General features: G+C 34.6%; 24 protein-coding genes. 12 read left to right on the forward strand and 12 right to left on the reverse strand.

Going from position 1 to position 23,493, the window contains the following annotated elements; all coding sequences use genetic code 11:
- Positions 1 to 46: 46 nt before the first annotated feature.
- On the forward strand, positions 47 to 952 hold the full coding sequence (locus ACIQ0M_RS05980; protein WP_396150726.1) for a TIGR01777 family oxidoreductase: 906 nt from the start codon (positions 47 to 49) through the stop codon (positions 950 to 952).
- Between the two features lie 53 nt (positions 953 to 1,005).
- On the opposite strand, the gene ACIQ0M_RS05985 is transcribed toward ACIQ0M_RS05980, so the two are convergent.
- On the reverse strand, positions 1,006 to 1,668 hold the full coding sequence (locus ACIQ0M_RS05985; protein ID WP_396150729.1) for a YceI family protein: 663 nt from the start codon (positions 1,666 to 1,668) through the stop codon (positions 1,006 to 1,008).
- Between the two features lie 203 nt (positions 1,669 to 1,871).
- On the opposite strand from ACIQ0M_RS05985, the gene ACIQ0M_RS05990 reads away from it, so the two are divergent.
- Together ACIQ0M_RS05990 and dnaJ are read left to right on the forward strand one after the other, a co-directional pair.
- Positions 1,872 to 2,432, forward strand: coding sequence for a nucleotide exchange factor GrpE (locus tag ACIQ0M_RS05990; protein WP_396150730.1), 561 nt, complete (start codon positions 1,872 to 1,874; stop codon positions 2,430 to 2,432).
- 49 nt (positions 2,433 to 2,481) lie between these two features.
- Positions 2,482 to 3,600 (forward strand): molecular chaperone DnaJ, encoded by a 1,119-nt coding sequence (gene dnaJ / locus ACIQ0M_RS05995; protein WP_396150732.1) that lies wholly within the window; start codon positions 2,482 to 2,484, stop codon positions 3,598 to 3,600.
- Between the two features lie 213 nt (positions 3,601 to 3,813).
- On the opposite strand, the gene ACIQ0M_RS06000 is transcribed toward dnaJ, so the two are convergent.
- The 7 genes from ACIQ0M_RS06000 to ACIQ0M_RS06030 form a co-directional block, all read right to left on the reverse strand.
- Positions 3,814 to 3,960 (reverse strand): hypothetical protein, encoded by a 147-nt coding sequence (locus tag ACIQ0M_RS06000; protein WP_396150734.1) that lies wholly within the window; start codon positions 3,958 to 3,960, stop codon positions 3,814 to 3,816.
- Entirely contained in the window at positions 3,957 to 4,532 is a 576-nt protein-coding gene (locus tag ACIQ0M_RS06005; RefSeq protein ID WP_396150736.1) for a zeta toxin family protein, read from the reverse strand. Before ACIQ0M_RS06005 ends, ACIQ0M_RS06000 begins: the two co-directional genes overlap by 4 nt.
- Before the next feature lie 28 nt (positions 4,533 to 4,560).
- Positions 4,561 to 5,832: a PKD domain-containing protein gene (locus ACIQ0M_RS06010; protein WP_396150738.1), complete on the reverse strand. Its 1,272-nt coding sequence runs from the start codon at positions 5,830 to 5,832 to the stop codon at positions 4,561 to 4,563.
- An 85-nt stretch (positions 5,833 to 5,917) separates the two neighbouring features.
- On the reverse strand, positions 5,918 to 6,208 hold the full coding sequence (locus ACIQ0M_RS06015; RefSeq protein WP_396150740.1) for a hypothetical protein: 291 nt from the start codon (positions 6,206 to 6,208) through the stop codon (positions 5,918 to 5,920).
- Between the two features lie 11 nt (positions 6,209 to 6,219).
- Complete coding sequence (locus ACIQ0M_RS06020; RefSeq protein ID WP_396150742.1) at positions 6,220 to 6,573, reverse strand: hypothetical protein; 354 nt, start codon at positions 6,571 to 6,573, stop codon at positions 6,220 to 6,222.
- A 94-nt stretch (positions 6,574 to 6,667) separates the two neighbouring features.
- Positions 6,668 to 6,883, reverse strand: coding sequence for a hypothetical protein (locus tag ACIQ0M_RS06025; RefSeq protein WP_396150744.1), 216 nt, complete (start codon positions 6,881 to 6,883; stop codon positions 6,668 to 6,670).
- Between the two features lie 31 nt (positions 6,884 to 6,914).
- On the reverse strand, positions 6,915 to 7,433 hold the full coding sequence (locus ACIQ0M_RS06030) for a hypothetical protein (protein WP_396150746.1): 519 nt from the start codon (positions 7,431 to 7,433) through the stop codon (positions 6,915 to 6,917).
- Positions 7,434 to 7,712: 279 nt separating this feature from the next.
- Between ACIQ0M_RS06030 and ACIQ0M_RS06035 the strand changes: the two genes are divergently transcribed.
- From ACIQ0M_RS06035 to ACIQ0M_RS06070, 8 genes are all read left to right on the forward strand, one after another.
- Complete coding sequence (locus tag ACIQ0M_RS06035; protein WP_396150748.1) at positions 7,713 to 8,363, forward strand: porin family protein; 651 nt, start codon at positions 7,713 to 7,715, stop codon at positions 8,361 to 8,363.
- Positions 8,364 to 8,715: 352 nt separating this feature from the next.
- Complete coding sequence (locus ACIQ0M_RS06040) at positions 8,716 to 9,639, forward strand: ABC transporter ATP-binding protein (protein WP_396150750.1); 924 nt, start codon at positions 8,716 to 8,718, stop codon at positions 9,637 to 9,639.
- Positions 9,639 to 10,946 carry an ABC transporter permease gene (locus ACIQ0M_RS06045; RefSeq protein ID WP_396150752.1) on the forward strand — a complete coding sequence of 436 codons (1,308 nt, stop codon included), beginning with the start codon at positions 9,639 to 9,641 and terminating at the stop codon, positions 10,944 to 10,946. Before ACIQ0M_RS06040 ends, ACIQ0M_RS06045 begins: the two co-directional genes overlap by 1 nt.
- A gap of 48 nt (positions 10,947 to 10,994) precedes the next feature.
- On the forward strand, positions 10,995 to 12,158 hold the full coding sequence (locus ACIQ0M_RS06050) for a sigma-54-dependent transcriptional regulator (protein WP_396150754.1): 1,164 nt from the start codon (positions 10,995 to 10,997) through the stop codon (positions 12,156 to 12,158).
- Between the two features lie 336 nt (positions 12,159 to 12,494).
- Positions 12,495 to 13,865 (forward strand): DNA cytosine methyltransferase, encoded by a 1,371-nt coding sequence (locus tag ACIQ0M_RS06055; protein WP_396150756.1) that lies wholly within the window; start codon positions 12,495 to 12,497, stop codon positions 13,863 to 13,865.
- A gap of 2 nt (positions 13,866 to 13,867) precedes the next feature.
- A complete protein-coding gene (locus tag ACIQ0M_RS06060) occupies positions 13,868 to 14,926 on the forward strand; it encodes a hypothetical protein (RefSeq protein ID WP_396150758.1) in 1,059 nt (352 codons plus the stop codon).
- A 78-nt stretch (positions 14,927 to 15,004) separates the two neighbouring features.
- Complete coding sequence (locus ACIQ0M_RS06065; protein ID WP_396150760.1) at positions 15,005 to 15,616, forward strand: DEAD/DEAH box helicase; 612 nt, start codon at positions 15,005 to 15,007, stop codon at positions 15,614 to 15,616.
- 113 nt (positions 15,617 to 15,729) lie between these two features.
- The gene (locus ACIQ0M_RS06070) at positions 15,730 to 15,948 is read left to right on the forward strand and encodes a putative signal transducing protein (RefSeq protein ID WP_396150762.1); all 219 of its coding nucleotides are present in this window, start codon (positions 15,730 to 15,732) and stop codon (positions 15,946 to 15,948) included.
- A gap of 47 nt (positions 15,949 to 15,995) precedes the next feature.
- Here ACIQ0M_RS06070 and ACIQ0M_RS06075 read toward each other — a convergent pair whose 3' ends face one another.
- Complete coding sequence (locus tag ACIQ0M_RS06075; RefSeq protein WP_396150765.1) at positions 15,996 to 17,219, reverse strand: MFS transporter; 1,224 nt, start codon at positions 17,217 to 17,219, stop codon at positions 15,996 to 15,998.
- A 252-nt stretch (positions 17,220 to 17,471) separates the two neighbouring features.
- On the opposite strand from ACIQ0M_RS06075, the gene ACIQ0M_RS06080 reads away from it, so the two are divergent.
- Entirely contained in the window at positions 17,472 to 19,106 is a 1,635-nt protein-coding gene (locus ACIQ0M_RS06080) for an ABC-F family ATP-binding cassette domain-containing protein (protein ID WP_396150767.1), read from the forward strand.
- A 159-nt stretch (positions 19,107 to 19,265) separates the two neighbouring features.
- Here ACIQ0M_RS06080 and ACIQ0M_RS06085 read toward each other — a convergent pair whose 3' ends face one another.
- The 3 genes from ACIQ0M_RS06085 to ACIQ0M_RS06095 form a co-directional block, all read right to left on the reverse strand.
- Positions 19,266 to 21,206, reverse strand: a complete 1,941-nt coding sequence (locus ACIQ0M_RS06085) for an OmpA family protein (RefSeq protein ID WP_396150769.1) — start codon at positions 21,204 to 21,206, stop codon at positions 19,266 to 19,268.
- A 13-nt stretch (positions 21,207 to 21,219) separates the two neighbouring features.
- Positions 21,220 to 22,131 (reverse strand): type IX secretion system membrane protein PorP/SprF, encoded by a 912-nt coding sequence (locus ACIQ0M_RS06090; protein WP_396150771.1) that lies wholly within the window; start codon positions 22,129 to 22,131, stop codon positions 21,220 to 21,222.
- A gap of 55 nt (positions 22,132 to 22,186) precedes the next feature.
- A partial coding sequence (locus ACIQ0M_RS06095) for a gliding motility-associated C-terminal domain-containing protein (protein WP_396150773.1) occupies positions 22,187 to 23,493 on the reverse strand: 1,307 nt, incomplete at its 5' end.

The raw sequence follows: 23,493 nt of genomic DNA on the forward strand, positions 1-23,493 counted from the left end.
CGTTACTTTTAGACCCTTTACCGCTAACTTTGCATAAAAATATGTTATGAAAATATTAATCACAGGTGCTACCGGGTTGGTTGGAAAGGAATTGATTGCCCTGTTATTAGAAAACGGAAATGAAATTCATTACCTCACTACTTCTCAATCAAAAATCGAAAGTAAACCACATTTCCAAGGTTTCTATTGGAATACGGAACAAAGTTTTATTGATGAAAATTGTTTAATGGGCGTAGATGCCATCATTCATTTGGCCGGAGCAACCGTTTCTAAACGTTGGACAACCAATTATAAAGAGGAAATCATTGAAAGCCGAACACTTTCCTCTAATTTATTATACACGTGTTTAAAAAATCATCCCAATCAAGTAAAACAAATTGTTTCTGCTTCGGCAATTGGAATTTATCCAGACAGTTTAACGCAAATTTACACTGAAGAAACAAAATCTGTTGATGACGGTTTTTTAGGACAAGTAGTTGTTAAATGGGAGGAAAGCGTAGATGTTTTCAGTCGATTGAATCTAAAAGTTTGTAAGCTGCGAATTGGTTTGGTACTCTCAAATAAAGGTGGAGCTTTATCCGAAATGATAAAACCAATCAAATTGGGTATTGGTTCTCCGTTTGGTTCCGGAAAACAAGTGCAGTCATGGATTCACATTCACGATTTAGCAGCAATGTTTTATTTTGCTCTTCAAAATCAATGGGAAGGAACCTTTAACGCAGTAGCTCCTAATCCGGTGACCAATACGGAACTAACCAAAGCCATTGCCAAAACAGTCGGGAAACCGGTTTTTATGCCAAATATTCCAAAATTTGCCATGAAATTACTTTTGGGAGAAATGCATCAACTTCTATTTTCCAGTCAAAACGTGAGTGCTGTCAAAGCTGAAAAAAACGGATTCAAGTTTAGGTACCGTGATTTAACCAAAACATTAGATAATTTATTGACATAAAAAAAGCTCCTCAAATCGAGGAGCTTCTTGTTATAAGTAAGATGAAGTAATAATTATTTTGTAGCGGTAACACTCACTTTCAATTCGATTTCGTCATCAACAAATTTATCTTTCAAATCATCAAAAACAGATTTGGAAGCGTAGTTTACACCCCACTGAGTTCTATTGATTTTGAATGATTCACTATTTAATGTTAACGTGTTTTCATCCACAGCAATTGTAGCAGGAAATGAAACCGGTTTTGTAACTCCTTTTAACGTTAAGTTACCGGAAACAGTAGTCACTGCATTAACCGTTTCAACTGATGTAATTTCAAATGTTCCTTCTGGGAATTTTTTAGTATTGAAGAAATGATCGGCATCTTCTTCTTTTCCTAATCCTTTCAAGTGACCTTCTAAGTCTTCTTTTCCGTCACCTGCTTTTAAATCCAAAACAGTAATACTGTTCATGTCGATGGTGAATTTTCCGCTTTCCACTTTTCCATTGTTTAAAGCCAATTCGCCGTTTGAAAGAGCAATGGTTCCGTTGTGTTTTCCGGCTGGCTTAGAACCAACCCACTCGATTGTAGATTTTGTAGCATCTACTTTATACGTTGTAGCTGTTTCTGCGGCAACTGCTGCATCTTCTACCGGTTCGGTTGTTTCTGCCTTGTCGTTTTTACAAGAAGTTAAAGAAAGTGTAGTTAAGACTACTAAGCTTAAAATGATTTTTTTCATAGTTTTTAGATTTAAGTTTGAACAAATGTAGAAAACCAACACACACATTTTTCTTAAGGAAATATTAAATTTTAGTTAGCACATTTTGAAAAAAATAGATTTAAAAAATTATTTACGCTGACAATTTGACATTTTTAAACAAATGGCAGTACTTTTGCAATCCAAAATCCAACAAGGAAATGTTTAAAAAAATGTTTAAAAAAATGAATCAGGAGAACACCGAAAATATGGAAAAGGAAATCATTGACAACGAGGTTTCATCAGCACAAAACCAAGAACAAGCTGAAATTCCTGTGGTAGAAATGACCAATGAAGAAAAGTTAGAAGAAGAATTAGCCAAAGAAAAAGACAAGTTTTTACGACTTTTTGCCGAGTTTGAAAACTTTAAAAAACGAACCGCCAAAGAACGAATGGACTTGTTTAAAACTGCCAATCAAGAGGTTTTACAAGCCATTTTGCCTGTTTTAGATGATTTTGACAGGGCTTTGATTCAAATTACTAAAAGTGATACTACCGAAGAACAAATTTTGTTGAAAGGTGTAGAATTAATTCATGAAAAACTAAAGTCAACGCTTGTATCGAAAGGATTAGAACAAGTCGAAATTAAAACCGGTGACGATTTTAATGCAGATTTTGCCGAGGCCATCACCCAAATTCCGGCTCCATCTGACGATTTGAAAGGTAAAATCGTGGATGTCATTGAAAAAGGATACAAATTGGGCGACAAAATAATCCGTTTTCCTAAAGTAATTATTGGTCAGTAGTGAACTTGTTCTCATAGAAAATAAATTGAAAAATTTCGAATTTTAGAAAATGAAAAAAGATTTTTACGAAATACTAGGCATATCCAAAAGTGCTACTCCAGAGGAAATTAAGAAAGCCTACCGCAAGAAAGCTATCGAATTTCATCCGGATAAAAACCCGGGCAACAAGGAAGCTGAGGAAAACTTTAAAAAGGCAGCCGAAGCCTACGAAGTGTTAAGTGATCCGGATAAAAAGGCAAAATACGACCAATATGGTCATGCCGCATTCGACGGAAACGGAGGATTTGGCGGTGGCGGAATGAACATGGACGACATCTTCAGTCAGTTTGGAGATATTTTCGGAGGAGCGTTTGGTGGCGGTTTCAGTGGATTTGGTGGCGGATTCGGTGGTGGTCAACGCAGAATGAAAGGAAGTAATCTCCGCATAAAAGTGAAATTGACTTTAGACGAAATTGCCAACGGCGTTGAAAAGAAAGTAAAAGTAAAACGTAAAATTCAAGCTCCGGGTGTTTCGTATAAAACGTGTGGGACGTGTAACGGTTCCGGTCAGGTTTTACGTGTGACCAATACCATTTTGGGTAGAATGCAAACGGCAACTACTTGTCCAACCTGTGGTGGAGCCGGACAATCGATTAGTTCTAAGCCGGCGAATGCCGATGCTCAAGGAATGATTTTGGAAGACGAAACCGTTTCTATCAAAATTCCGGCAGGAGTGGTAAATGATATGCAATTAAAAGTTTCCGGAAAAGGAAACGATGCTCCGGGCAATGGAATTCCGGGTGATTTGATTGTGGCCATTGAAGAAATTGAACACGAATTTTTGAAACGCGAAGGCGAAAATCTTCACTATGATTTATACATTAGTGTGGCCGAAGCAGCTTTGGGTGTTTCCAAAGAGATTGAAGCCGTGGGCGGAAAAGTGCGAATTAAACTGGAAGAAGGAATCCAATCCGGTAAGATTTTGCGATTAAAAGGAAAAGGTATTCCGAGTATTAACTCTTACGGGAATGGTGATTTATTAGTCCATATTAATGTTTGGACTCCCAAGACGTTAAACAAAGAACAACGCCAGTTTTTTGAGAAAATGCTTACGGATGATAACTTCATTCCGCACCCTGAAAAAACAGATAAATCTTTTTTTGAAAAAGTTAAAGATATGTTTTCATAATTTGAAAAAAATATTTACATTTGAACTTTACTAGGAAACTAGTAAATTCTTTTTCATAGCAATTTTTCCCATCCTTGTGCAAATAAGGGTGGGTTTTTTTTTGTTTTGCCACGAAGGGGGTAAGGAACAAAGTTTTTTGAGGATGAGTTTTGGGATAGTTTTGCCACGAAGTCCGCAAAACACAATAAGAAGTAAAGATAAATTAGAATTCTTTTAAAGTTTAATTCTCACAATTTTATTGTCTTGCATAATCACAAGTTCACTTTTACGCTCTTTTTTAAAAACAAGCATTTTTTCATAGGCTTTTTCAAGACCTTTTATAATTTTGTTTCGGCGATCTATTTTTGCTTCAGGTGTCATACGTAACTTTTTAATTCGTTAAACTTGTGTTCGTCTAGAATATTCAATTCATCGGTGCTTGATTTTTCAGCGATTAATTGATGCTTACCTTCTGAATTATCAAAGATAAGAACTTGGTCTGTAATAGGGATGTAAATGTCAAATAAGTTTTTAATTCCTTTGGTATATCTTCTTTCAATAACATCTTGAGGAATATTGTGACCACCTTCTAAAACTCTCGTTTTTACCCTTTCTTTAGCTAACTTAGGATTTTTTAACCAAAAGAATAACAATGTTACATTATAATTTTTGTTTTTCGCTTCAAGTACTTTGTTTTTATAACTTTTTGTAGAAAGAGTGGTTTCAAAAGCAAAATTTTCATTTTGTAGAAGAAGTTCATTGATTCGATGAAGCATAATTCTTCCGGCTTCAAAGGCAACTTTTTCAGGTTGGAATGGCGAAAGACCTTTTGCAATTTCATCGGCGTTTACAAACTCTTTACAATCTAAGATATCAGGTAATATTGTAAATGAAGCAGTTGTTTTTCCGGCTCCGTTGCATCCTGCAATTATATATAGATTTCTTTCTTCCACGACTACAAAGTTAATTAAAATAAAAAAATTATTTTTTCACAATTTTAACCGTAGAATTAGTGATGTCATTTACCTTTAAAAAATAAACGCCATCCGTTAAATGGGAAAGATCATGAAATGTTTTTAGTGCGTTGAGGTTTGCATTCATAACCATTCTTCCCGTGATATCAATTAAATAGAAGGATTTTCCAATGTATTCATCAGGAGATTCAATCGTTATGAAATCATGTGTCGGATTCGGGTAAATTTGTATTGCTTTTTTGGGATGATTTACTTCTCCCAAAGATAAAGTAGTCACTATAACTGTTTGAGCATAAGTAGCCGTTTTTCCACATGATTCTACCGTTAATTCAATGGTAAATTCTCCCGTAGCGGTATAAGTATGAGAAGGATTTGCCTCTGTTGAAGTCGTTCCATCCCCAAAATTCCAGAGATAGGAAGTAGCATTTTCGGAGGTGTTCGTAAGCGAAAATTGTCCGCTACCCAATTCTTCAACCACAAAATTAGCCATCGGGTCATATTCGCCAATGTGCCATTCTAACAATTGGTCAAAGACAATCACTTTTGCAGCCGTTCGAATAGCAGTGGCTACTTCAGTTGAAAGTCCGGCAGTAAAAGTAATTTGTTCAGGGTCTTTTCGGAATAAAGTGGCATAAAAACTACACGCTGCCGCATACGTTCCGGCCACAGAAGGGTGACTTCCATCGGAAGAGTATAATTCTATGGTTGGATAATTAGCTCTCATGTACCGCCAAACGGCTCCCACCGGAGAAAGAATCGCTTCATTTTCTTCCGCCATAAAACGGTAGCGTTCATTCAATAAATCATCCATGCCGGTATAGGTGCAAACCGGTGGCCAATTGGCACAATTAGAAGCATCACCGTTTTTTCTTCCCCACGTCATGTAAAAAACGGTTTCCGCACAGGGGTTTTGTTGGTTGATAAGATTATTCAACTGTTGAGCATACGGATATACTTGGTTTTCTACTTGTGCATTCGGAAAGGAGGGGAGTTGACTTTGTTCTTGCAGCACCACAAAATCCCAATTGCCTTGTGCTATTTTGTTGAGCGAAGTAGTATTGGTGCTGTGCCCCATAAAAGTATAACCGCCCGGTGTGTATCTGTCATAAATTAAATCATCGCCGGCGGAGTTGGCGACATTGTCAATCATTTGTGGTAAATTATTGGAAGCGGTATAACTGTTGCCCAAAAACAAGGTGCGTTTCGTACTGTTTTGTCCGCACAAAATGGAAAAACAACCTAAAAAACTCAACCATACTAAGTGTAATTTTATCTTCATGTTAAATGGATAAGCATTAACAAGGCGGAAGGTACAAAAAAATGGGTTGAAATGATTTGTTGATTAAAAATCAATGCGAAGCAGATTATTTCTTTGCTTCTCTTCCTTTATATTTTTTGTTTTCAAAAACTAGAAAATTTTGCATATTGAGGATATCTCGATTGTTTTTGATTTCAATTTCGTAATATTCTTGACCATCAATAATTAGAGGATTTAGCCAATCAATTTCAACAAAATCCGGTTGTGACTTTTTTACTGTTTCTATATCCGTTTCGATTTCCAAACTATCAGTCCATTCAATCGTTTCATTGTAGTAATTTTTACAACTAATAAAAGTTGAATAAATGAAAAAAAAGAATATCAGTTTTTTACACATATTTTAGAATATTATCTCGTTATCACTTGAATCACACCATCAACTCCTCTTTTTCCGAAAAGTGAAATGCTTTTTTGTTTTGGAATAATTTGAATGTCTTTGATGTCTAATTTTTCCAATGTTTCTAAAAGTGTGTTTTCTGAATAACTAGTTATTGAATTGTTAACTTGTAAAAGTGGGTTTTCACCGATTTCATTTTGCATTATTTTTTCTTCAATAAAAAGTTTTACGTTATATTTTTTTTCTCCTTTTTCATTGATGGTATAATGATTTAACGAATCAGCCTCGATTTGCTTTTGAGAAGTTTTGCAACTAACAAGAAAAAAAAGAATAATTGAGAGGATGTGATGAATATTTTTTTTCATGTTAATTGTTTTTACTCCGAAGTCGAGAGACTTTGGAGAGCGGAGACTTCGGAGAGCGGGGGGAGTTCGATGAGCGGAGTTAATATAAAAAGAGTTAGTCAAGAATTGTTGCTATAATACCAATTCCAATGATAGTAGCTATCAATACAAATATTATCATACAACCAGTATTCAAGGTTTGTAAAAAACACCCCTCTTTTGATTCTAAAACAACTTGAGTTGTTTTTTTTATAGGAAATGCACAATTTGGACACTTTTCTGCCTGGTCAGAGATTTTCTTATCGCATTCTGGACAATTTATTAAAGCCATAATAATTTTTTTACAATATTTTATCTATTTTTTATGTAGGATTCTCAATAAAATCTTTCCAAAATTCGATTGTTTTTAATAAACTTTCTTCAAAGTCAATTGAACTTCCATTTTTTAATTTAATTACAAATCGGGCAACATCAAAATCTTGTCTACTAAAATCTTTTGGATTATAATCTCCAATATGCGTTTCAGTTTTTTCACTATTATTTTTCTTGTTTGAAATACAATGTTTGGTTCCATTTGTAATTGAACGCATATATTTTAAATCAGGACATTTTTTAATCAAGTATTTTTGATACTTTAAAAGACCAGAAAATACTTTTTTTTCTCCATCAACAATTTCTATCGAGTTTTGAAATCTATTATCTGATTTAAAAAACTCCTGAAACGTCCAATCTGACAAATGCCAGGAATTAATTGCACAATTCATTGCGAATCTAGGGTTTAAATGATCTGTATCGAAATCCTTATATTCTTGTAAAAGTTTTTCAAAGAAACTCTTTGAATTGTTAATCTCAAATGTGTAATTAGGCTTAAAATCCAACATATAATTATTTTTTTACAACCAAAATACAATAATAATTAAAATCTATATTTAATAAAGTTAAAATTTTAAAATATTTGAAGATTTGGCTTTCTGAAATTAGAGTTCCTTCCTCCTTCACTCAATCCAAGTTAAGGGATGCAGCAGGATGCCGCGAGTTAGAGGTATTATATTTCAATCCTAAAGAAAACAATCTTTAATGAATTGATTACTTTTGAAAAACATATAGTAAAATAATGTATATATTTGTTTTTGAAAAAAATCATTGCCAACGCATTATTAATGTCACATAATAATAACATTATGAAAATTACCATTTTTGCATTTTTACTTTCATTTAGTATTTCAAACGCACAGTTTAATATTGGAATTAGAGGTGGATTAACATTGTCTAACCAAGAATTATCAACTCAATTTGAAAATTTTGGCGAAAATAAATACTCTCCTTACTTAGGTATAATTGGAGAATACAGGTTTGGAAAAATAGCAGTTGCATCCGACATAACATATCTTAATTTAGGATCAACCGGAAATGTAGAATTAAGAAATAATTTTGATGCACCGAGCACAAAACAAGGTGTTGAAATAAATCTTAACACTATCTCATTAAATGTATTAGGGAAATATTATTTTACTGATGAGTTTAATATTGGATTAGGAGGATATTATGGCTATATTTTTGATGCAGAATTTAAACCAAATTCAACATTTAGCAGATATTTTAAAGATAGCGATTTTGGATTAGTATTGGGAGCTGAATACAGGATTTATAAAGAGTTGTTTATCGAGGGACGTTACTCTTATGGATTGACTAATATTTTTGAAAACCCAACACCATTTATTAATAATCAACCCTTCGACCCAGTTATAACTTCTTCTGGTTATTCTGTTAAAAACAGATTCTTAAACATCGGTCTTGGATATAGATTTTAATACATAAATCCTAGTGTTACTATTTTAGTAACATAAATAATAACATTACAATCTACATTTATCAACTACTGTTCTGCTTTGGTAATTATTTCTATTTAAGTAATATTAGTGATAAATTCTCTCCCTAGCAGATACTCGCGTGAGGGATTGCAGCGGAAAGCCCACAGAGAGGAGGCACGACGAACGAGGACTTGCAGCGAAAAGCCCGACCCCGTTGCTGGCACTACTTTCTTTAGAACTTGGATTTCCTGCAACGGGGGCACGCCCAAACAAAAAAAATGTACTTTATTTACGGGGTTCTATTTCGGTTTTGGCTGTTATTTCTTATATTTACCCAAACGCAAAAATGAGTATGAGCAACATCTTAGAAGTTAGGAATGTAGTGAAAACATATGGCGATTATACGGCCTTAAACAATGTTTCGCTTTCAGTTCCCAAAGGAAGTATTTATGGACTTTTGGGTCCGAATGGTGCCGGGAAAACGTCTTTAATTAGAATTATTAATCAAATTACTATGCCGGATAGTGGCGAGGTGTTTTTGGATGGTGAGAAGCTGCAGCCGCACCACATTCAGCATATCGGCTATTTACCCGAAGAACGCGGTTTATATAAATCGATGAAAGTAGGCGAGCAGTGTTTGTATCTCGCTCAGTTGAAAGGTTTATCTAAAACAGAAGCCAAAAAACAATTGGATTTTTGGTTTGAAAAATTCGGCATCGAAGGTTGGTGGAACAAGAAAATTGAAGAACTTTCCAAAGGAATGGCTCAAAAAGTGCAGTTTGTAGTGACGGTTTTACACAAACCTAAATTACTGATTTTTGACGAACCGTTTTCAGGGTTTGATCCGGTGAATGCGAACATTATCAAAGACGAAATTTTGGAGTTGAAAAAGCAAGGTTCAACCATTATTTTTTCGACGCATCGGATGGAAAGTGTGGAGGAATTGTGTGACCATATTGCCTTGATTCACAAGTCGAATAAACTGATTGAAGGCAAATTAACCGATGTCAAACGCGAGTTTAGAACGCACCATTTTGAAGTGGGCATTTTAACCGCCAACGTAGAAGGATTAATGTATGATTTGACGCAAAAATTCACGGTGAATCCGGCTGAATTTAAATCGCTTAACGACGATTTGAAGTTAGAAATCGGTTTAGGAAATGCCAACCCGAATGAGTTGTTAAGTCTATTAACGCAACGCGGACAAGTGACGCATTTTGTGGAGAAAATTCCAACGGCCAATGATATTTTTATTAAAACTGTAAGTCAAAACTAATGAGTATTCTGAGCTTAATTATCAAAAGAGAATTTATTGCCAAGGTTCGCAACAAATCGTTTATTGTGATGACTTTTTTGAGTCCGCTATTGTTTGTTGGAATTGCTGTTTTTGTTGGGTTTTTGGCTTCCATGAAAGCCGATTTAAAACGCATTGCCATTCATGATGAAGGCGGTAATTTTGTCAAAGAATTTGTGAACGATGAAGAATATGCCTACTATGATTTGTCTAAACTCGACTTGCAATTGGTGAAAGACAGTGTGCTGGGCGAAAGTTATGAAGGGTTGATTTATATTCCGAAAACGGATAGTTTGTCCACCGTGCAAAACCAAGTGCAGTTTATCTCGAATGATAGTCCGTCGATGGATTATATTTTGGATGTGGAAGATATAATTGCCAAGAAAATCACCGACTACAATTATGAAAAATTATCGATTGATACGGCACGAATCAACTTGGCGAAAGCCGATGTAAATATTGTGTTGAAAAAAGCTTCCGGTGAAGAAACCGTAAAAGGGTTGAATGAAATCAAATTGTTTTTAGGGGGAATTTTCGGTTATTTAATTATGATGTTTATTGTGATTTACGGCAATTTCGTCATGCGAAGTGTGATTGAAGAAAAAACAAATCGAATCATTGAGATTATCATTTCTTCCGTAAAACCGTTTCAGTTGATGATGGGAAAAATCATTGGCAATTCGTTGGCGGGGATTTTACAATTTTTGATTTGGACGGTTTTAGGATTGATTTTGTTTTTCATTTTTTCTACTGTTTTTGGCATGCAAATGGGAGCCGGTTCTGCGGTTTCAGCTGAGGCGGTTGCACAAGCTAATCCTAGTGGTTTTGCTGAAAAATTACCGTTGTATATTAATGAGTTTAAACAATTGCCTTTGTTTACCTTATTGTTTTCATTTGTGATTTATTTTATTGGCGGATTCTTTTTGTATAGTTCTTTTTATGCCGCTATTGGTGCCGCAGTGGACAATGAAACGGATTCACAACAGTTTTTGTTACCGATTATTTTGCCTTTGATTTTAGGTGTTTACATCGGATTTTTTACGGTATTAAATGATCCACACGGAATGGTGGCAACGGTTTTTTCAATTGTTCCACTCACTTCACCGATTGTAATGTTGATGCGAATTCCGTTTGGTGTGCCTTGGTGGCAATTGGTTTTGTCGATGATTTCATTGTATCTTACTTTCTTTTTAGTGGTTTGGATGGCAGCCAAAATTTACCGTGTAGGTATTTTAATGTATGGAAAAAAACCAACATGGAAAGAATTGTATAAATGGATGAAGTATTAACTTAGTACCTCAGAACCTTAGCACCTTAGCACCTTAAAAAAGTTAAACATGCCCAAAATATTAATCATAGAAGACGAAGCAGCTATCCGCAGAGTATTAACCAAAATTCTTTCGGAAGAAAGCGATACCTACCAAGTAGAAGAAGCAGAAGATGGACTTTCCGGAGTAGAAAAAATTAAAAATGAAGACTACGATTTAGTGCTTTGCGACATCAAAATGCCTAAAATGGATGGGGTAGAAGTGCTTGAAGCCGTAAAAAAAATAAAACCCGAAATTCCGATGGTCATGATTTCCGGTCATGGCGATTTGGAAACGGCTGTCAATACCATGCGATTGGGAGCCTTTGATTATATCTCAAAACCACCCGATTTGAATCGATTGTTGAATACGGTTCGCAATGCGTTAGACCGAAAACAATTGGTGGTCGAAAATAAAATTCTCAAAAAGAAAGTCAGCAAAAATTATGAAATGATTGGTCAATCGGAACCGATTAACCATATCAAAGAAATGATTGAAAAAGTGGCTCCTACAGAAGCTCGAGTCCTTATAACCGGACCCAACGGTACCGGAAAAGAGTTGGTAGCTCATCAATTACACGAAAAAAGTGAACGTTCGGCTTTTCCTATAATTGAGGTGAATTGTGCTGCTATTCCGTCGGAATTAATTGAAAGTGAATTGTTTGGTCATGTAAAAGGAGCCTTTACTTCTGCTGTGAAAGACCGTGCAGGAAAATTTGAAGCAGCCGATGGCGGAACGATTTTTTTGGATGAAATTGGTGATATGAGTTTGGCTGCTCAAGCGAAAGTATTGCGTGCTTTACAAGAAAATTTGGTACAACGAGTTGGAGCGGATAAGGACATCAAAGTGAATGTTCGTGTGATTGCAGCCACCAATAAAGACTTGAAAAAAGAAATTGCCGAAGGTCGTTTTCGCGAAGATTTGTATCATCGTTTGGCGGTGATTTTGATAAAAGTGCCGGCTTTGAATGATAGGCGAGATGATATTCCGCTGTTAATTGAGCATTTTGCTAACAAAATAGCTGAAGAACAAGGCAATGTAGCCAAACAATTTTCTACTGCTGCAATTAAATTATTGCAAGAATACGATTGGACCGGAAATATTCGCGAACTTCGCAACGTGGTAGAACGCTTGATAATTCTTGGCGGAAGTGAAATTTCGGAGAATGACGTGAAGCTTTTTGCGAGTAAGTGATAAAAACCAAAAGAATAAAAAATTAAATATTGATTATAGGTTTCAATGTTAACAAGTATTTGTTAAGAATTGAAGCCAAAAATGATTGAATTGAAATGTAAAAATAAGTAATTTTGAATACTACATTCATTTATAAAAATTTCAAGTTCAAACATTTTGTGAAATGGTTTTATTAAAAATTTAGAAACTATAAATTTTGTCATCTTAAAATTATTTTGTGAAAATTAATATAGGATTGAATTGCTTCTTAAGAAGAAATTTTAATTTTATAAATTTAGTTTGTAGGTTATAAAAGCTAAACTCAGTAGATTGAAAATAAGTTATTAATATCTAATTATGAAGTCAGAATTTATAGAAAATATTGAAAGTAATGAAGTTCATGAACCTCAATTAGATTTTAAGTTTAATGTTAGTTCAATTAAAAAAACATTAGAGTTTAGACCAAATTCGAAACAAACTTTAGATGTATTATCCTTATTTTCTGGTTGTGGTGGAATGGATTTGGGTTTTGAAGGTGGTTTTTCAGTATTAAAATCTTCGGTTAATGAAAAAACTTCACCTAATTTCATAGATCAAAATCTAAATAATGGATTTGTTAAACTTAAAAAAACAAAATTTAAAACAGTTTTTGCAAATGATATTTTAAGTGATGCTAGAAATGCATGGGTAAATTATTTTGTAAAAAAAGGACATGAAGCTGATATATTCCACACACAAAGTATTGTAGATTTAGTTAAGCTTCATAAAAGTGGTATTGAAGTTTTTCCCAAAAATATTGATGTTGTAACCGGAGGATTTCCTTGTCAAGATTTTAGTATTGCAGGAAAACGAAACGGATTGAATTCACACAAAAATCATAATGGAAAAATTATTGACGAAGCTACTCCAACAGAGGAAACTCGGGGGCAACTTTATATGTGGATGAAGCAAGTTATAGAAATAACAAAACCGAAAATATTTATTGCCGAAAATGTAAAAGGATTGGTAAATCTCGAAAATGTTAAAGAAATTATTCAAAACGATTTTTCATCAGCTGGACGAAATGGATACATTGTTTTAAATCCTAAAGTTTTACATTCTGCAAATTATGGTGTTCCTCAATCAAGAGAAAGAGTGATTTTTATTGGAATAAAAAAATCAGAATTAAATAAAAAAGCATTACTGGAATTAGAAAAAGAAACTATTTCTGATTTATATAATCCTTATCCAAAGCCAACCCATTCTTATACTGCCAAAGGAGTTGATTTAAAAAAATTCGTAGAATTAAATGAAATTTTCAGTCAATTAGAGGAGCCAGAGAATACAATTGATTTATCACAAAAGTTCTATTCAAAGGCAAAATATATGGGAGCACATTGTCAAGGACAAACCGAAGTAAAAGTAAATGGAATTAGTCCAACAATACGAGCTGAGCATCACGGAAATATTGAATTTAGAAGATTGTCAAAAGAAAATGGTGGTAAAATTGATAGTGAACTTTCAAAAGGATTAATTGAAAGACGATTAACTCCGCGAGAATGTGCTTTAATTCAAACATTTCCTCCAGATTATGAGTTTGTTATTGAAAACAAAAATGGCAGAAAAGGTTCTTTTCTTGTTAGTCCTTCTCAAGCTTATAAAATAATTGGAAATGCAGTTCCGCCTCTTCTAGCCTACAATTTGGCAAAAAGAATTGAAGATGTTTGGGATTTATATTTTAAAAAATAATTATGATAATTTCAGCCAATTCAGAACCAAACAGAAAAGAGTTTGATATTTTGTTAAATTCGACGTTAGATGAATTAAATGTTCAAGCAGTAAAATCATCAAAATTAATTTCAACCCTTAAAGGAAATAAACTTGAACCATATATTGGTGATGTAATGTCTGAATTAGCAGTTGGAACTGTTTTTGAAAATTCAATTGAGGTAGTCGGAGGACAAAAATTTCCAGATATTATTGCAAAGAAATTTTATGGTGTTGAAGTGAAAACAACTACACAAAATCATTGGAAAACCACTGGGAATAGTGTGTTGGAAAGCACAAGGGTGAATGATGTGGAAAGGATATTTATGCTTTTCGCTAAATTGGTAAATCCTATTGAATTTAAATGTCGTCCATATGAAGAGTGTTTATCAGAAGTAGTTGTTACTCATTCACCACGTTATTTAATTGATATGAATTTGCCTATTGGAAAAACCATTTTCGATAAAATGGAAACACCATATGATACTTTGCGAAAAAAAGAAAACCCATTAAGTTATGTTGTAGATTATTATAAAAGTAAACTTAAGCCAGGAGAACAACTTTGGTGGATTGATAACAACAATATGAGTAATCTATCGATTAAGATGTGGAGAAATATTGATAGAGAAAAACAAAAAGAAATCATAACAAAAATTATGGTTTATTTTGTTGAAATTTTTGGGAACACCCCCAAGAAATTTGAAAGAATCCCCGCTTGGTTAGTTGCTAGAGAAGGAATTGTAACGCCAAATATTCGAGATTTATTTTCTTCTGGGGGAAAAGGAGATTTATTAATCGGCAATAAATCATATAATAACATTCCAAGAATATTTTTAAATTTATTTCTTAATTTGAGCTTTGCAATAGAATTTTTAAATCAATCTTCTGCAATTGAGCTTTCAGAATATTGGGGTATAAAAACGACTGATAAGAAAAAAATTAATGATTGGATAGAATTAGTATCGGAACAATCAAAGAAAATTGCAGATGCAAAGCATCTTAATATCAAACAAATAATGATTGAAATAATTGCGAGTAAATAAAAATGGTAAAAGGTAATTGGTAATAGGAGAAAGGAAATCCCATTAACATTTACACATCACCCATCACCTTTAATAAATATGCAACTAAAAAAAATAAACCCAAAACTTCAACAAGCACTTATCGAATGCGGTTTGACGGATGCGAATGAAATGCAACAAGAAACCTTTTCTACGTTAAAAAGTGGGGCAGATGCGGTTATTCAATCACCAAACGGAAGCGGAAAATCAACAACTATAGTTTTGAATGTGATTCAGCGATTAGAAAAACCGGTTGGTGAAAGCACACGAGCATTAATTATTGTAGAGAATAAAGAGAAGGTGGTGGAAATGGTTGAACTATTTCAAAAGCTAGGAAATTATACCGATTTGCGTGTGATAGGCGTACATGAAAAAGGAGATATTGATTATGATAAAAATCAAATTTCACTTGGAATGGATGTGTTGATTGGCACACCAACCAAAATTAACGATATGTTTTCGTCAGCCGGATTCAATATGAATACCATTAAAATGTTTGTAGTGGATGATACCGATGTTTTATTTCGAAACCGAATGGATGCCATTATTCTCCGACTTTCCTTAAGTGTTGAAAAAACACAGCGTCTTTTCTTTTGTTCCACTATCACCGAAAGAGTAGAAGTTTTAGCCGATAAAATCATGATAGAACCAGTTTTCTTCGAGGCGGAATAGTTGCCAGTTGTCTGTTGTCTTTTCGCAGAAATAATAACTAAGGAATTGTAAATCGTTTTTTTAATTGCTTTACGAACTAGTCACTAATTACTAATCACTAATTACTATAAAAAATGGGAATGATGAAAATATTCTCCGGAAGTGAAATTTTAGCTTCCGCATTAAAAGAAAAAATAGAAGAAGTTGGAGTAGAAGTACTCCAAAAAGACAACATTCAATCTGCTCGTTTGGGTGGTTTTGGCAACTTGGATTTGGCGGTGGAATTGTTTATCGATGAACGATACTTTGGAAAAGTAAATGAAGTGGTGGAGAAGTTTAGGATGAGTATTTAGTAGTACTTTAAACAGACAAGTGTTAAAAACCTGTCAGGTCTAAAACATCACCTAAAAATCCTCAAATAATAAGCTAAAACCGAAATAAACACCCCAAATACCCCAATAAATCCAAACGAATGCCGCAAACTAGTTAATTCTGCAATATGTCCAATAACCGGTGGTCCGAGTAAAAATCCAACAAAACTTATACCGGTAACTATCGTTAAGGCTTCTCCTGTTGGGATGGTTGTACTTCTTCCGGTTGTACTATAAATGATTGGAATTACATTGGAAACACCAAAACCTACCAGCATAAATGCTAACATAGAAGGAATCAATAAGGGAAATGCAACGGCCGTATACAATCCGGTTGAGATAGTAATACCGCTAATGATTAATATATTTCTGGCTCCAAATTTTCGAACCAAAATATCACTTAAAAATCTTCCTGTTGCCATGGTAATCATGAAAGAAGTATAGCCCAAAATAACAAGTGCTCCCGGTGCTTTGACGATATCTTTGAAGTAAACACCACTCCAATCAAACATGATTCCTTCGCTTGCCATACAGCAAAAACCAATTATGCCAAGCCAAATTAAATTTTTATCAGGTATTTGAAACTTGAATTTGGGTCCAGAAACTTCTTTAGCATCTGATTTAACTTTTACTAAATGACGATAGTTTGCCCATATTAAAAAGCCTACTAAAAGAAAAACGATGATAAAATGTTGATGCGGAGTTAGTTTAAGAGCCATCATACCCAGCCCAACAAGAGCACCGCAAAATCCTGCTAAGCTCCACGAACCATGAAAAGAACCCATGATCGGTTTTTTAAAAATTTGTTCGGTATAAACGCCTTGAGTATTCATTGAAATATTACAAAATTGACTACATATTCCAAATAAAAGCAAAGTTAGAGCCAATTGCCATGCTTGTGAAACCAGACCGATGTTGGTTAGACTAAAAGCATAAAATGGTAAGGAAATGAGTAATACTTTACGACTTCCTAAACGGGTGACCAATTTTCCTGAAAAAGGCATTGCAATAACTTGTCCGATGGGAAGAGCAAAAAGCAGAGTGCCCAATTCGCCCTCACTAAGGTGAAGTGTAGCTTTTATATCCGGAATTCTACTGGCCCACGAAGCAAAGCAAAATCCCATTCCAAAATAAAAAAAAGACATCGCCAAACGGATACGGTTCAAATACGTTTGTTTCGCTTTTCGATAGCTTTTTTTATGCTTTTGTTGAGGAATAATCTTTCCTAAAAAACTATAATCAAATAAAGGCATATGTTGAATTCGCTGTTTGAGAGAACAAAATTAACCAAAAAATAATGTTTTGTCCTCATTTTGATTAGATTGGCGAATGAATTGCTTATTTTTCAAGAATTGTAAAAGCATTTTATCAATTTCAAAAATAATTGTCTTACAAATTATCATTTTCAAACTTCAAGATTACGCAAATCGATTATCTTTGCACCTTAAAATTTTGAAGATTCAACTGACTTCCAGCTTCTATCTTCTAACTTTCAACTAAAAAAAATGATTACAGTAAACGATATCTCCGTTCACTTTGGCGGAACCACTTTGTTCAGCGATGTTTCTTTTGCCATCAATGAAAACGACAAAATTGCCTTGATGGGTAAAAATGGAGCCGGAAAATCTACATTATTAAAGATTATTGCCGGCGTTTCTAAACCTTCTTCGGGAACAATTTCTGCTCCAAAGGAAGCGGTTATTGCCTATTTGCCACAGCATTTGTTGACCAAAGACGAAGCAACAGTGATGGAAGAAGCTTCTAAAGCCTTTGCAGAAGTGTTTGATATGAAAGCAGAAATCGATTCACTGAACGATCAGTTGACCACTCGTACCGATTATGAAAGTGACGATTACATGAAGTTAATCGAACGTGTTTCTGAGCTTAGTGAAAAATTCTATTCTATTGAAGAAGTGAATTACGAGGCCGAAGTCGAAAAAGTGTTAAAAGGCTTAGGTTTTGAAAGAGAAGATTTTACCCGACCCACTTCTGAATTTTCGGGCGGATGGCGAATGCGAATTGAGTTGGCAAAAATTTTGTTGAAAAAACCCGATTTAATATTGTTGGATGAGCCCACCAACCACATGGATATTGAAAGTATTCAGTGGTTAGAAGATTTTTTGATAAATTCAGCCAAAGCAGTGATTGTTATATCACATGATAGAGCTTTTGTTGACAATATTACTAATCGAACCATCGAAGTCACAATGGGACGAATTTATGACTACAAAGCCAAATATACACATTACCTGGAACTGCGTAAAGACCGACGAATTCATCAGCAAAAAGCCTACGATGAACAACAAAAAATGATTGCGGAGAACATGGAGTTTATTGAGCGTTTTAAAGGAACGTATTCCAAAACACTCCAAGTGCAATCACGTGTAAAAATGCTCGAAAAATTAGTTCCGGTAGAAATTGATGAAATTGATAATTCGGCATTAAAACTTAAATTTCCCCCTTCTGTGCGTTCCGGTCAATATCCGGTAGTTGTAAAAGATTTGCACAAAAGTTATGATGATAAAGTAATTTTCAAAGATGCCAATATTGTGATTGAACGCGGACAAAAAGTTGCGTTTGTGGGTAAGAACGGGGAGGGTAAGTCTACCATGATCAAAGCCATTATGAAAGAAATCGAAATTAACGGCGGAAGTGTTGAGATTGGTCACAATGCACAAATTGGTTATTTTGCACAAAACCAAGCCTCCTTATTGGATGAAAATGCTACAATTTTCGAAACTATAGATTCCATAGCAGTAGGCGAAATTCGGACGCAAATTAAAAACATACTTGGTGCGTTCATGTTCCAAGGGGACGACATTACCAAAAAAGTAAAAGTACTTTCCGGTGGCGAAAAAACCCGTTTGGCAATGATTAAATTATTACTCGAACCGGTGAATTTACTCATTCTCGATGAGCCTTCCAACCACTTAGATATGAAAACCAAAGACATCATCAAAGATGCGTTGCGGGATTTTGACGGCACGTTAATCCTCGTTTCCCACGACCGTGATTTTCTCGACGGCTTGGCAACCAAAGTTTTTGAATTCGGTAACAAACGTGTGAAAGAACATTTTGAAGACATCAAAGGATTCTTGGCCATGAAAAAAATGGAAACCCTTCGCGAAATCGAGAAATAAGCTATAAAAGTAATTTGGGCGTGACCACAAGGGTCGGGCTTTTCACTTCAATCCCTCACGCTAAATACTCAAAAACCCAATCATAGCAAAAGACTTAAAAAAAAACATCCCGCTAAATTTAACGGGATGTTTTCGCAATGTAATCTAATTAACAAGTATTTATAAAGCAGTAATAATGAATTGGCTTCTTCTGTTTAATTGGTGCTCTTCTTCGGTACATTCTACGCCGTCGGCACATTTGTTTACCAATTGTGTTTCACCATAACCTTTCGCAGTTAAGCGTTCCGGAGCAATACCGTTTTTAATTAACCAATCACGAGTAGATTTTGCTCTGCGGTCTGATAACTGTTCGTTATAACGGTGTGATGCACGACTATCTGTATGTGATCGGATATCAATTTCCATGTTTGGATATTGGTTCAATACATCTAAGATTTTAGCGATATCAATTGCTGCATCAGGACGAATATTCCATTTGTCTAAATCGAAATAAATAAGGTTGATTCCAAAAATATCGGCTAAGTCACCACCAATTGGAATTTTCTTAACTGAACTATCCAATTCAATTGGTAATTCTGTAGTTCCACTTTCTTTTCCAATGATAACAGCCACCTCTTTAGTGGTATAATTTTCCTTATCAGCACGAACATAATGCTTTTTCTCACATTCAACCTCACCAAAATCGTATCGTCCATCCGGACCGGAATAGATTTCTTTTAATTTATTGAATTTTTCATCAAAAAGAGTCAGTTTTGTGTTAGGTAAAATTTCACCGGTTTCTGCATCGGTTACAATACCAACTAGTAATTGTTCACAATTAAATTGAATTTCTTTTGTTTCAAGGAATTTATAAATATCATCATTCCCAACACCATTAGGTCGATTTGAAGATAAAAACCCTCTTTTGTTCGCTTTATTGATAATTAATGCAAAATCATCAAACGGACTGTTGGCTGGTTCTCCAATGTTATGTACTTGTTTGAATGAGCCATCTTTTTCTAATTTAGAAATAAATATATCCAAACCACCTAATCCTGGATGACCATCAGAGGCAAAATACAATTCATTATCTGAAGTGATAAATGGAAAAGTTTCTCGACCTTCGGTATTAATATCTCCCAAATTAACCGGAGTTCCATAGGAATCTTCAGCCAAAATATCTACTTTGTAAATATCTGAAAGGCCTTTTGTTCCCGGCATATCAGAAGCAAAGTATAGCGTTTTTTCATCTGCACTCAACGTTGGGTGAGCCACTTGGTAACTATCGCTATTAAAAGGGAGTTCTTTAATGTTTGTCCATTTTTCATCCACTAAAGTAGCTTTATAAATTTTTAAAAGAGTTACTTTATTGGCATCTTTTCCTTTTTTACCATCTAAATAATTGTTTCTGGTAAAATAAACTGTTTTCCCATCTTTTGTAAATGCCGGTGTTGATTCATGGAATTTAGAGTTCAATTTTTTTCCGTAACGGTCTGTGTTAGAAAGAGCACCTTCTGCACTCAAATCGGCACCGTAAAGATTAGAAAAGTATTGATCTGTCCATGTGTGTTTCTTTTTAGAAAAGTTTCCGGTATCACGAGTTGAAGTAAAAACCACTTTATCCATAAAAAAGGCAGGTCCATAATCGGAATACTCAGAATTAATTCCCGCATCTTCAATGTTGTAACGACCGGAATTCTTTTTGATTATTTCACGATAATCTTTTTGTTCTTTGGCTAAAAGACCTCGTTTATCATTGCCGCTTTTCTCATTGAATTTTGTCATCATTTCGTCAGCTTTGGTATAATTTCCGACTGCCTTTAATGATTGAGCATAACGGAAATAATATTCCGCTTCCACCTCTTGTGACATTGCAAAAAGTTCACCATACCATTTTTCTGCGTTCACCAGGTCGGCATTGAAATAGTAGGCATTTCCTATTTTTTGCAACATATCAGGGTTTTTATATCCTTTTTCTGCAATACGCTCATAGGTTTTAATTGCATCTATGTAAGCATATTTATCGTAGTTTTTGTCTGCTTTGCGTTCTCCGGCTTTTTGAGCAAAACCGTTTAAAGCAATAAAGCTAAACAACGCGATGTATATAAATTTAATTTTCATGACTGTTGCTTTATTAGAAGAATCTAGGTGATACAATTTTACTATGTTTTTTGAATAATTCAAAGCGTAAGAAAATCTCATGCGAACCTGAATTAAAGCGTCTTAATCGAGTAGTTTCATGGTCATATCCATAACCGATGAAAAGTCCGTCTGTAATTTGGAAACCAGCCATGGCACTCACCGCAGCATCCCAACGCCAAGCTGCTCCTAACATAAATTTATCATTGTATAGGAAATTAGCAGAGACATCCACTTGTAAAGGGGCACCTTCAACCGCTTTGGTTAACAACGCAGGTTTGAATTTTAGATTATACGTTAAATCAAAAACATAACCTGCAATAAGGTAGAAATTCATACGTTCCGCATTCAAAGCTATGTCATCATCGTTGTATCTCTTTGTTTCAAAAAAATTAGGAACCGAAAGACCAACGTACATTTTATCTGAATGGAAATAAACACCAGCACCAATATTAGGTGTAAATTGATTATCGATATTATTTAGAAGTATCGGATCATCGTCTTTAGGTGTAAGTTTAGAAACATCTAGATTAAATAAATTAGCAGTTCCTTTAACTCCGAAAGAAAGTTTGAAAGTTTCTGAAGTTTTAACAGTATAGGAAACATCTGCAGATATAGCATTCTCATTAGTAGGTCCGATTTTGTCATTCACAAATGATAGTCCAACTCCTAGATTACTATTGTTAATAGGAGTGTTAATTGAGGCAGCATTAGTGACCGGTGCACCATCTAAACCTACCCATTGGGTACGGTGTAAACCGAAAATACTCATTACTCCTCTTGATCCCGCGTAGGCCGGATTCACGTTGATTGTGTTATACATGTATTGCGTATATTGTGCATCTTGTTGGGCAAGAGCAGCAAAAGCTGTAAACATCAAAGCGATTAATAAAAATTTTGTTCTCATTTTGTTTCTTTTTTTAGAAACCTGAGGGTGGGGTAACCCTCAGGAGTTTTTAATTTTATCTTGTTAGGTATAAATAACCGGATTTGTTTACAACATTTCCATCAACAGTAGTATAATTAATGATATAGAAGTAAGTTCCTGTTGGTAGTTCTGCATTTTTGTTTAAAGTTGCTCTACCTTCTGAGATTCCTTCAAATCTTCTATCATTGTTATTATAGTTTTCTACCTCGTACACTAACACGCCCCAACGGTTATAGATTTCTACAGTGTTGCTTGTATAACACTCAGTGTTTTCAATATTTTCAATTGAGAAATACTGATTCAATGCATCTCCATTTGGTGTGAAAGCGTTGTGAATTACAATCGCATCACATGGGAATACAAGACAATCATCGTTTACATTCATAGTGACTTCATATACTCTTGGACAATCTCCTTCAGTAATTTCATACTGCAAGATATAATTTCCAATCGATGGAACCTCACTTGGGCTGAAAATATTTTCATTTAATGCTCCCGTGTTGTTTACATCTACCCAAACACCTCCGGTTGTTCCGGCAGGAAGTAAATTATTCAAGTTAACAGTTGTAATATCACCAATACATGATTCAGCATCAATTCTAGTTAAATTGTTTTGGATTGAAACATTAATAGTTTGAACAAATGTTGATGGATTTCCACAACCATCTGTTACTTCCCAAGTTCTTACAATTGTATAAGATGTTGGTGTCTCATTTATTATTTCCTCTACAAATGTTGGTTCACCTACAGTAGAACATAAATCAGTGAAAGTTAATACAGGAACTTCAGGAATTGCATCACAATTTACAGAAATGTTCTCATCAAATTCAGAAGAGTCAGGACCTATTGTGTCTTGAACAATAATTATTTGAGTATGTGAAACAGCATTTTGACAATCATCTGTTGCTACCCAAGTTCTTGTAATAATTGATTCACCTGCACACTCTCCTTGTTCAACTGTTTCTGTTAGAGTTACTGTTGCATTTCCACAACTATCTGTTGCAGTTAAAATTGATGCCGCTGGAATTGAATTACACTCAACTGTTTCATCAACAGGTAAGTTTTCAACAAAAACAGGAGCGATAGTATCTTGAACAGTAATAGTTTGAACGTGTGAAGTTACATTACCACATAGGTCAGTTGCAGTCCAAGTTCTAGTTACTACATATGCATTAGCACACTCACCTTGCTCAATAGCCTCAGCGAAAGCAACAGTTGCATTTCCACAGTTATCGGTAGCCGTTAAAGTAGCGGCAGTTGGTACAGCGTTACATTCCACAGTTAGATCAGCAGGAAGTTCTTCTACAAAAGCAGGAGCAATAGTATCTTGAACAGTAATAG

Source organism: Flavobacterium sp. (genome assembly GCF_044339515.1).
Taxonomy (GTDB): Bacteria; Bacteroidota; Bacteroidia; order Flavobacteriales; family Flavobacteriaceae; genus Flavobacterium.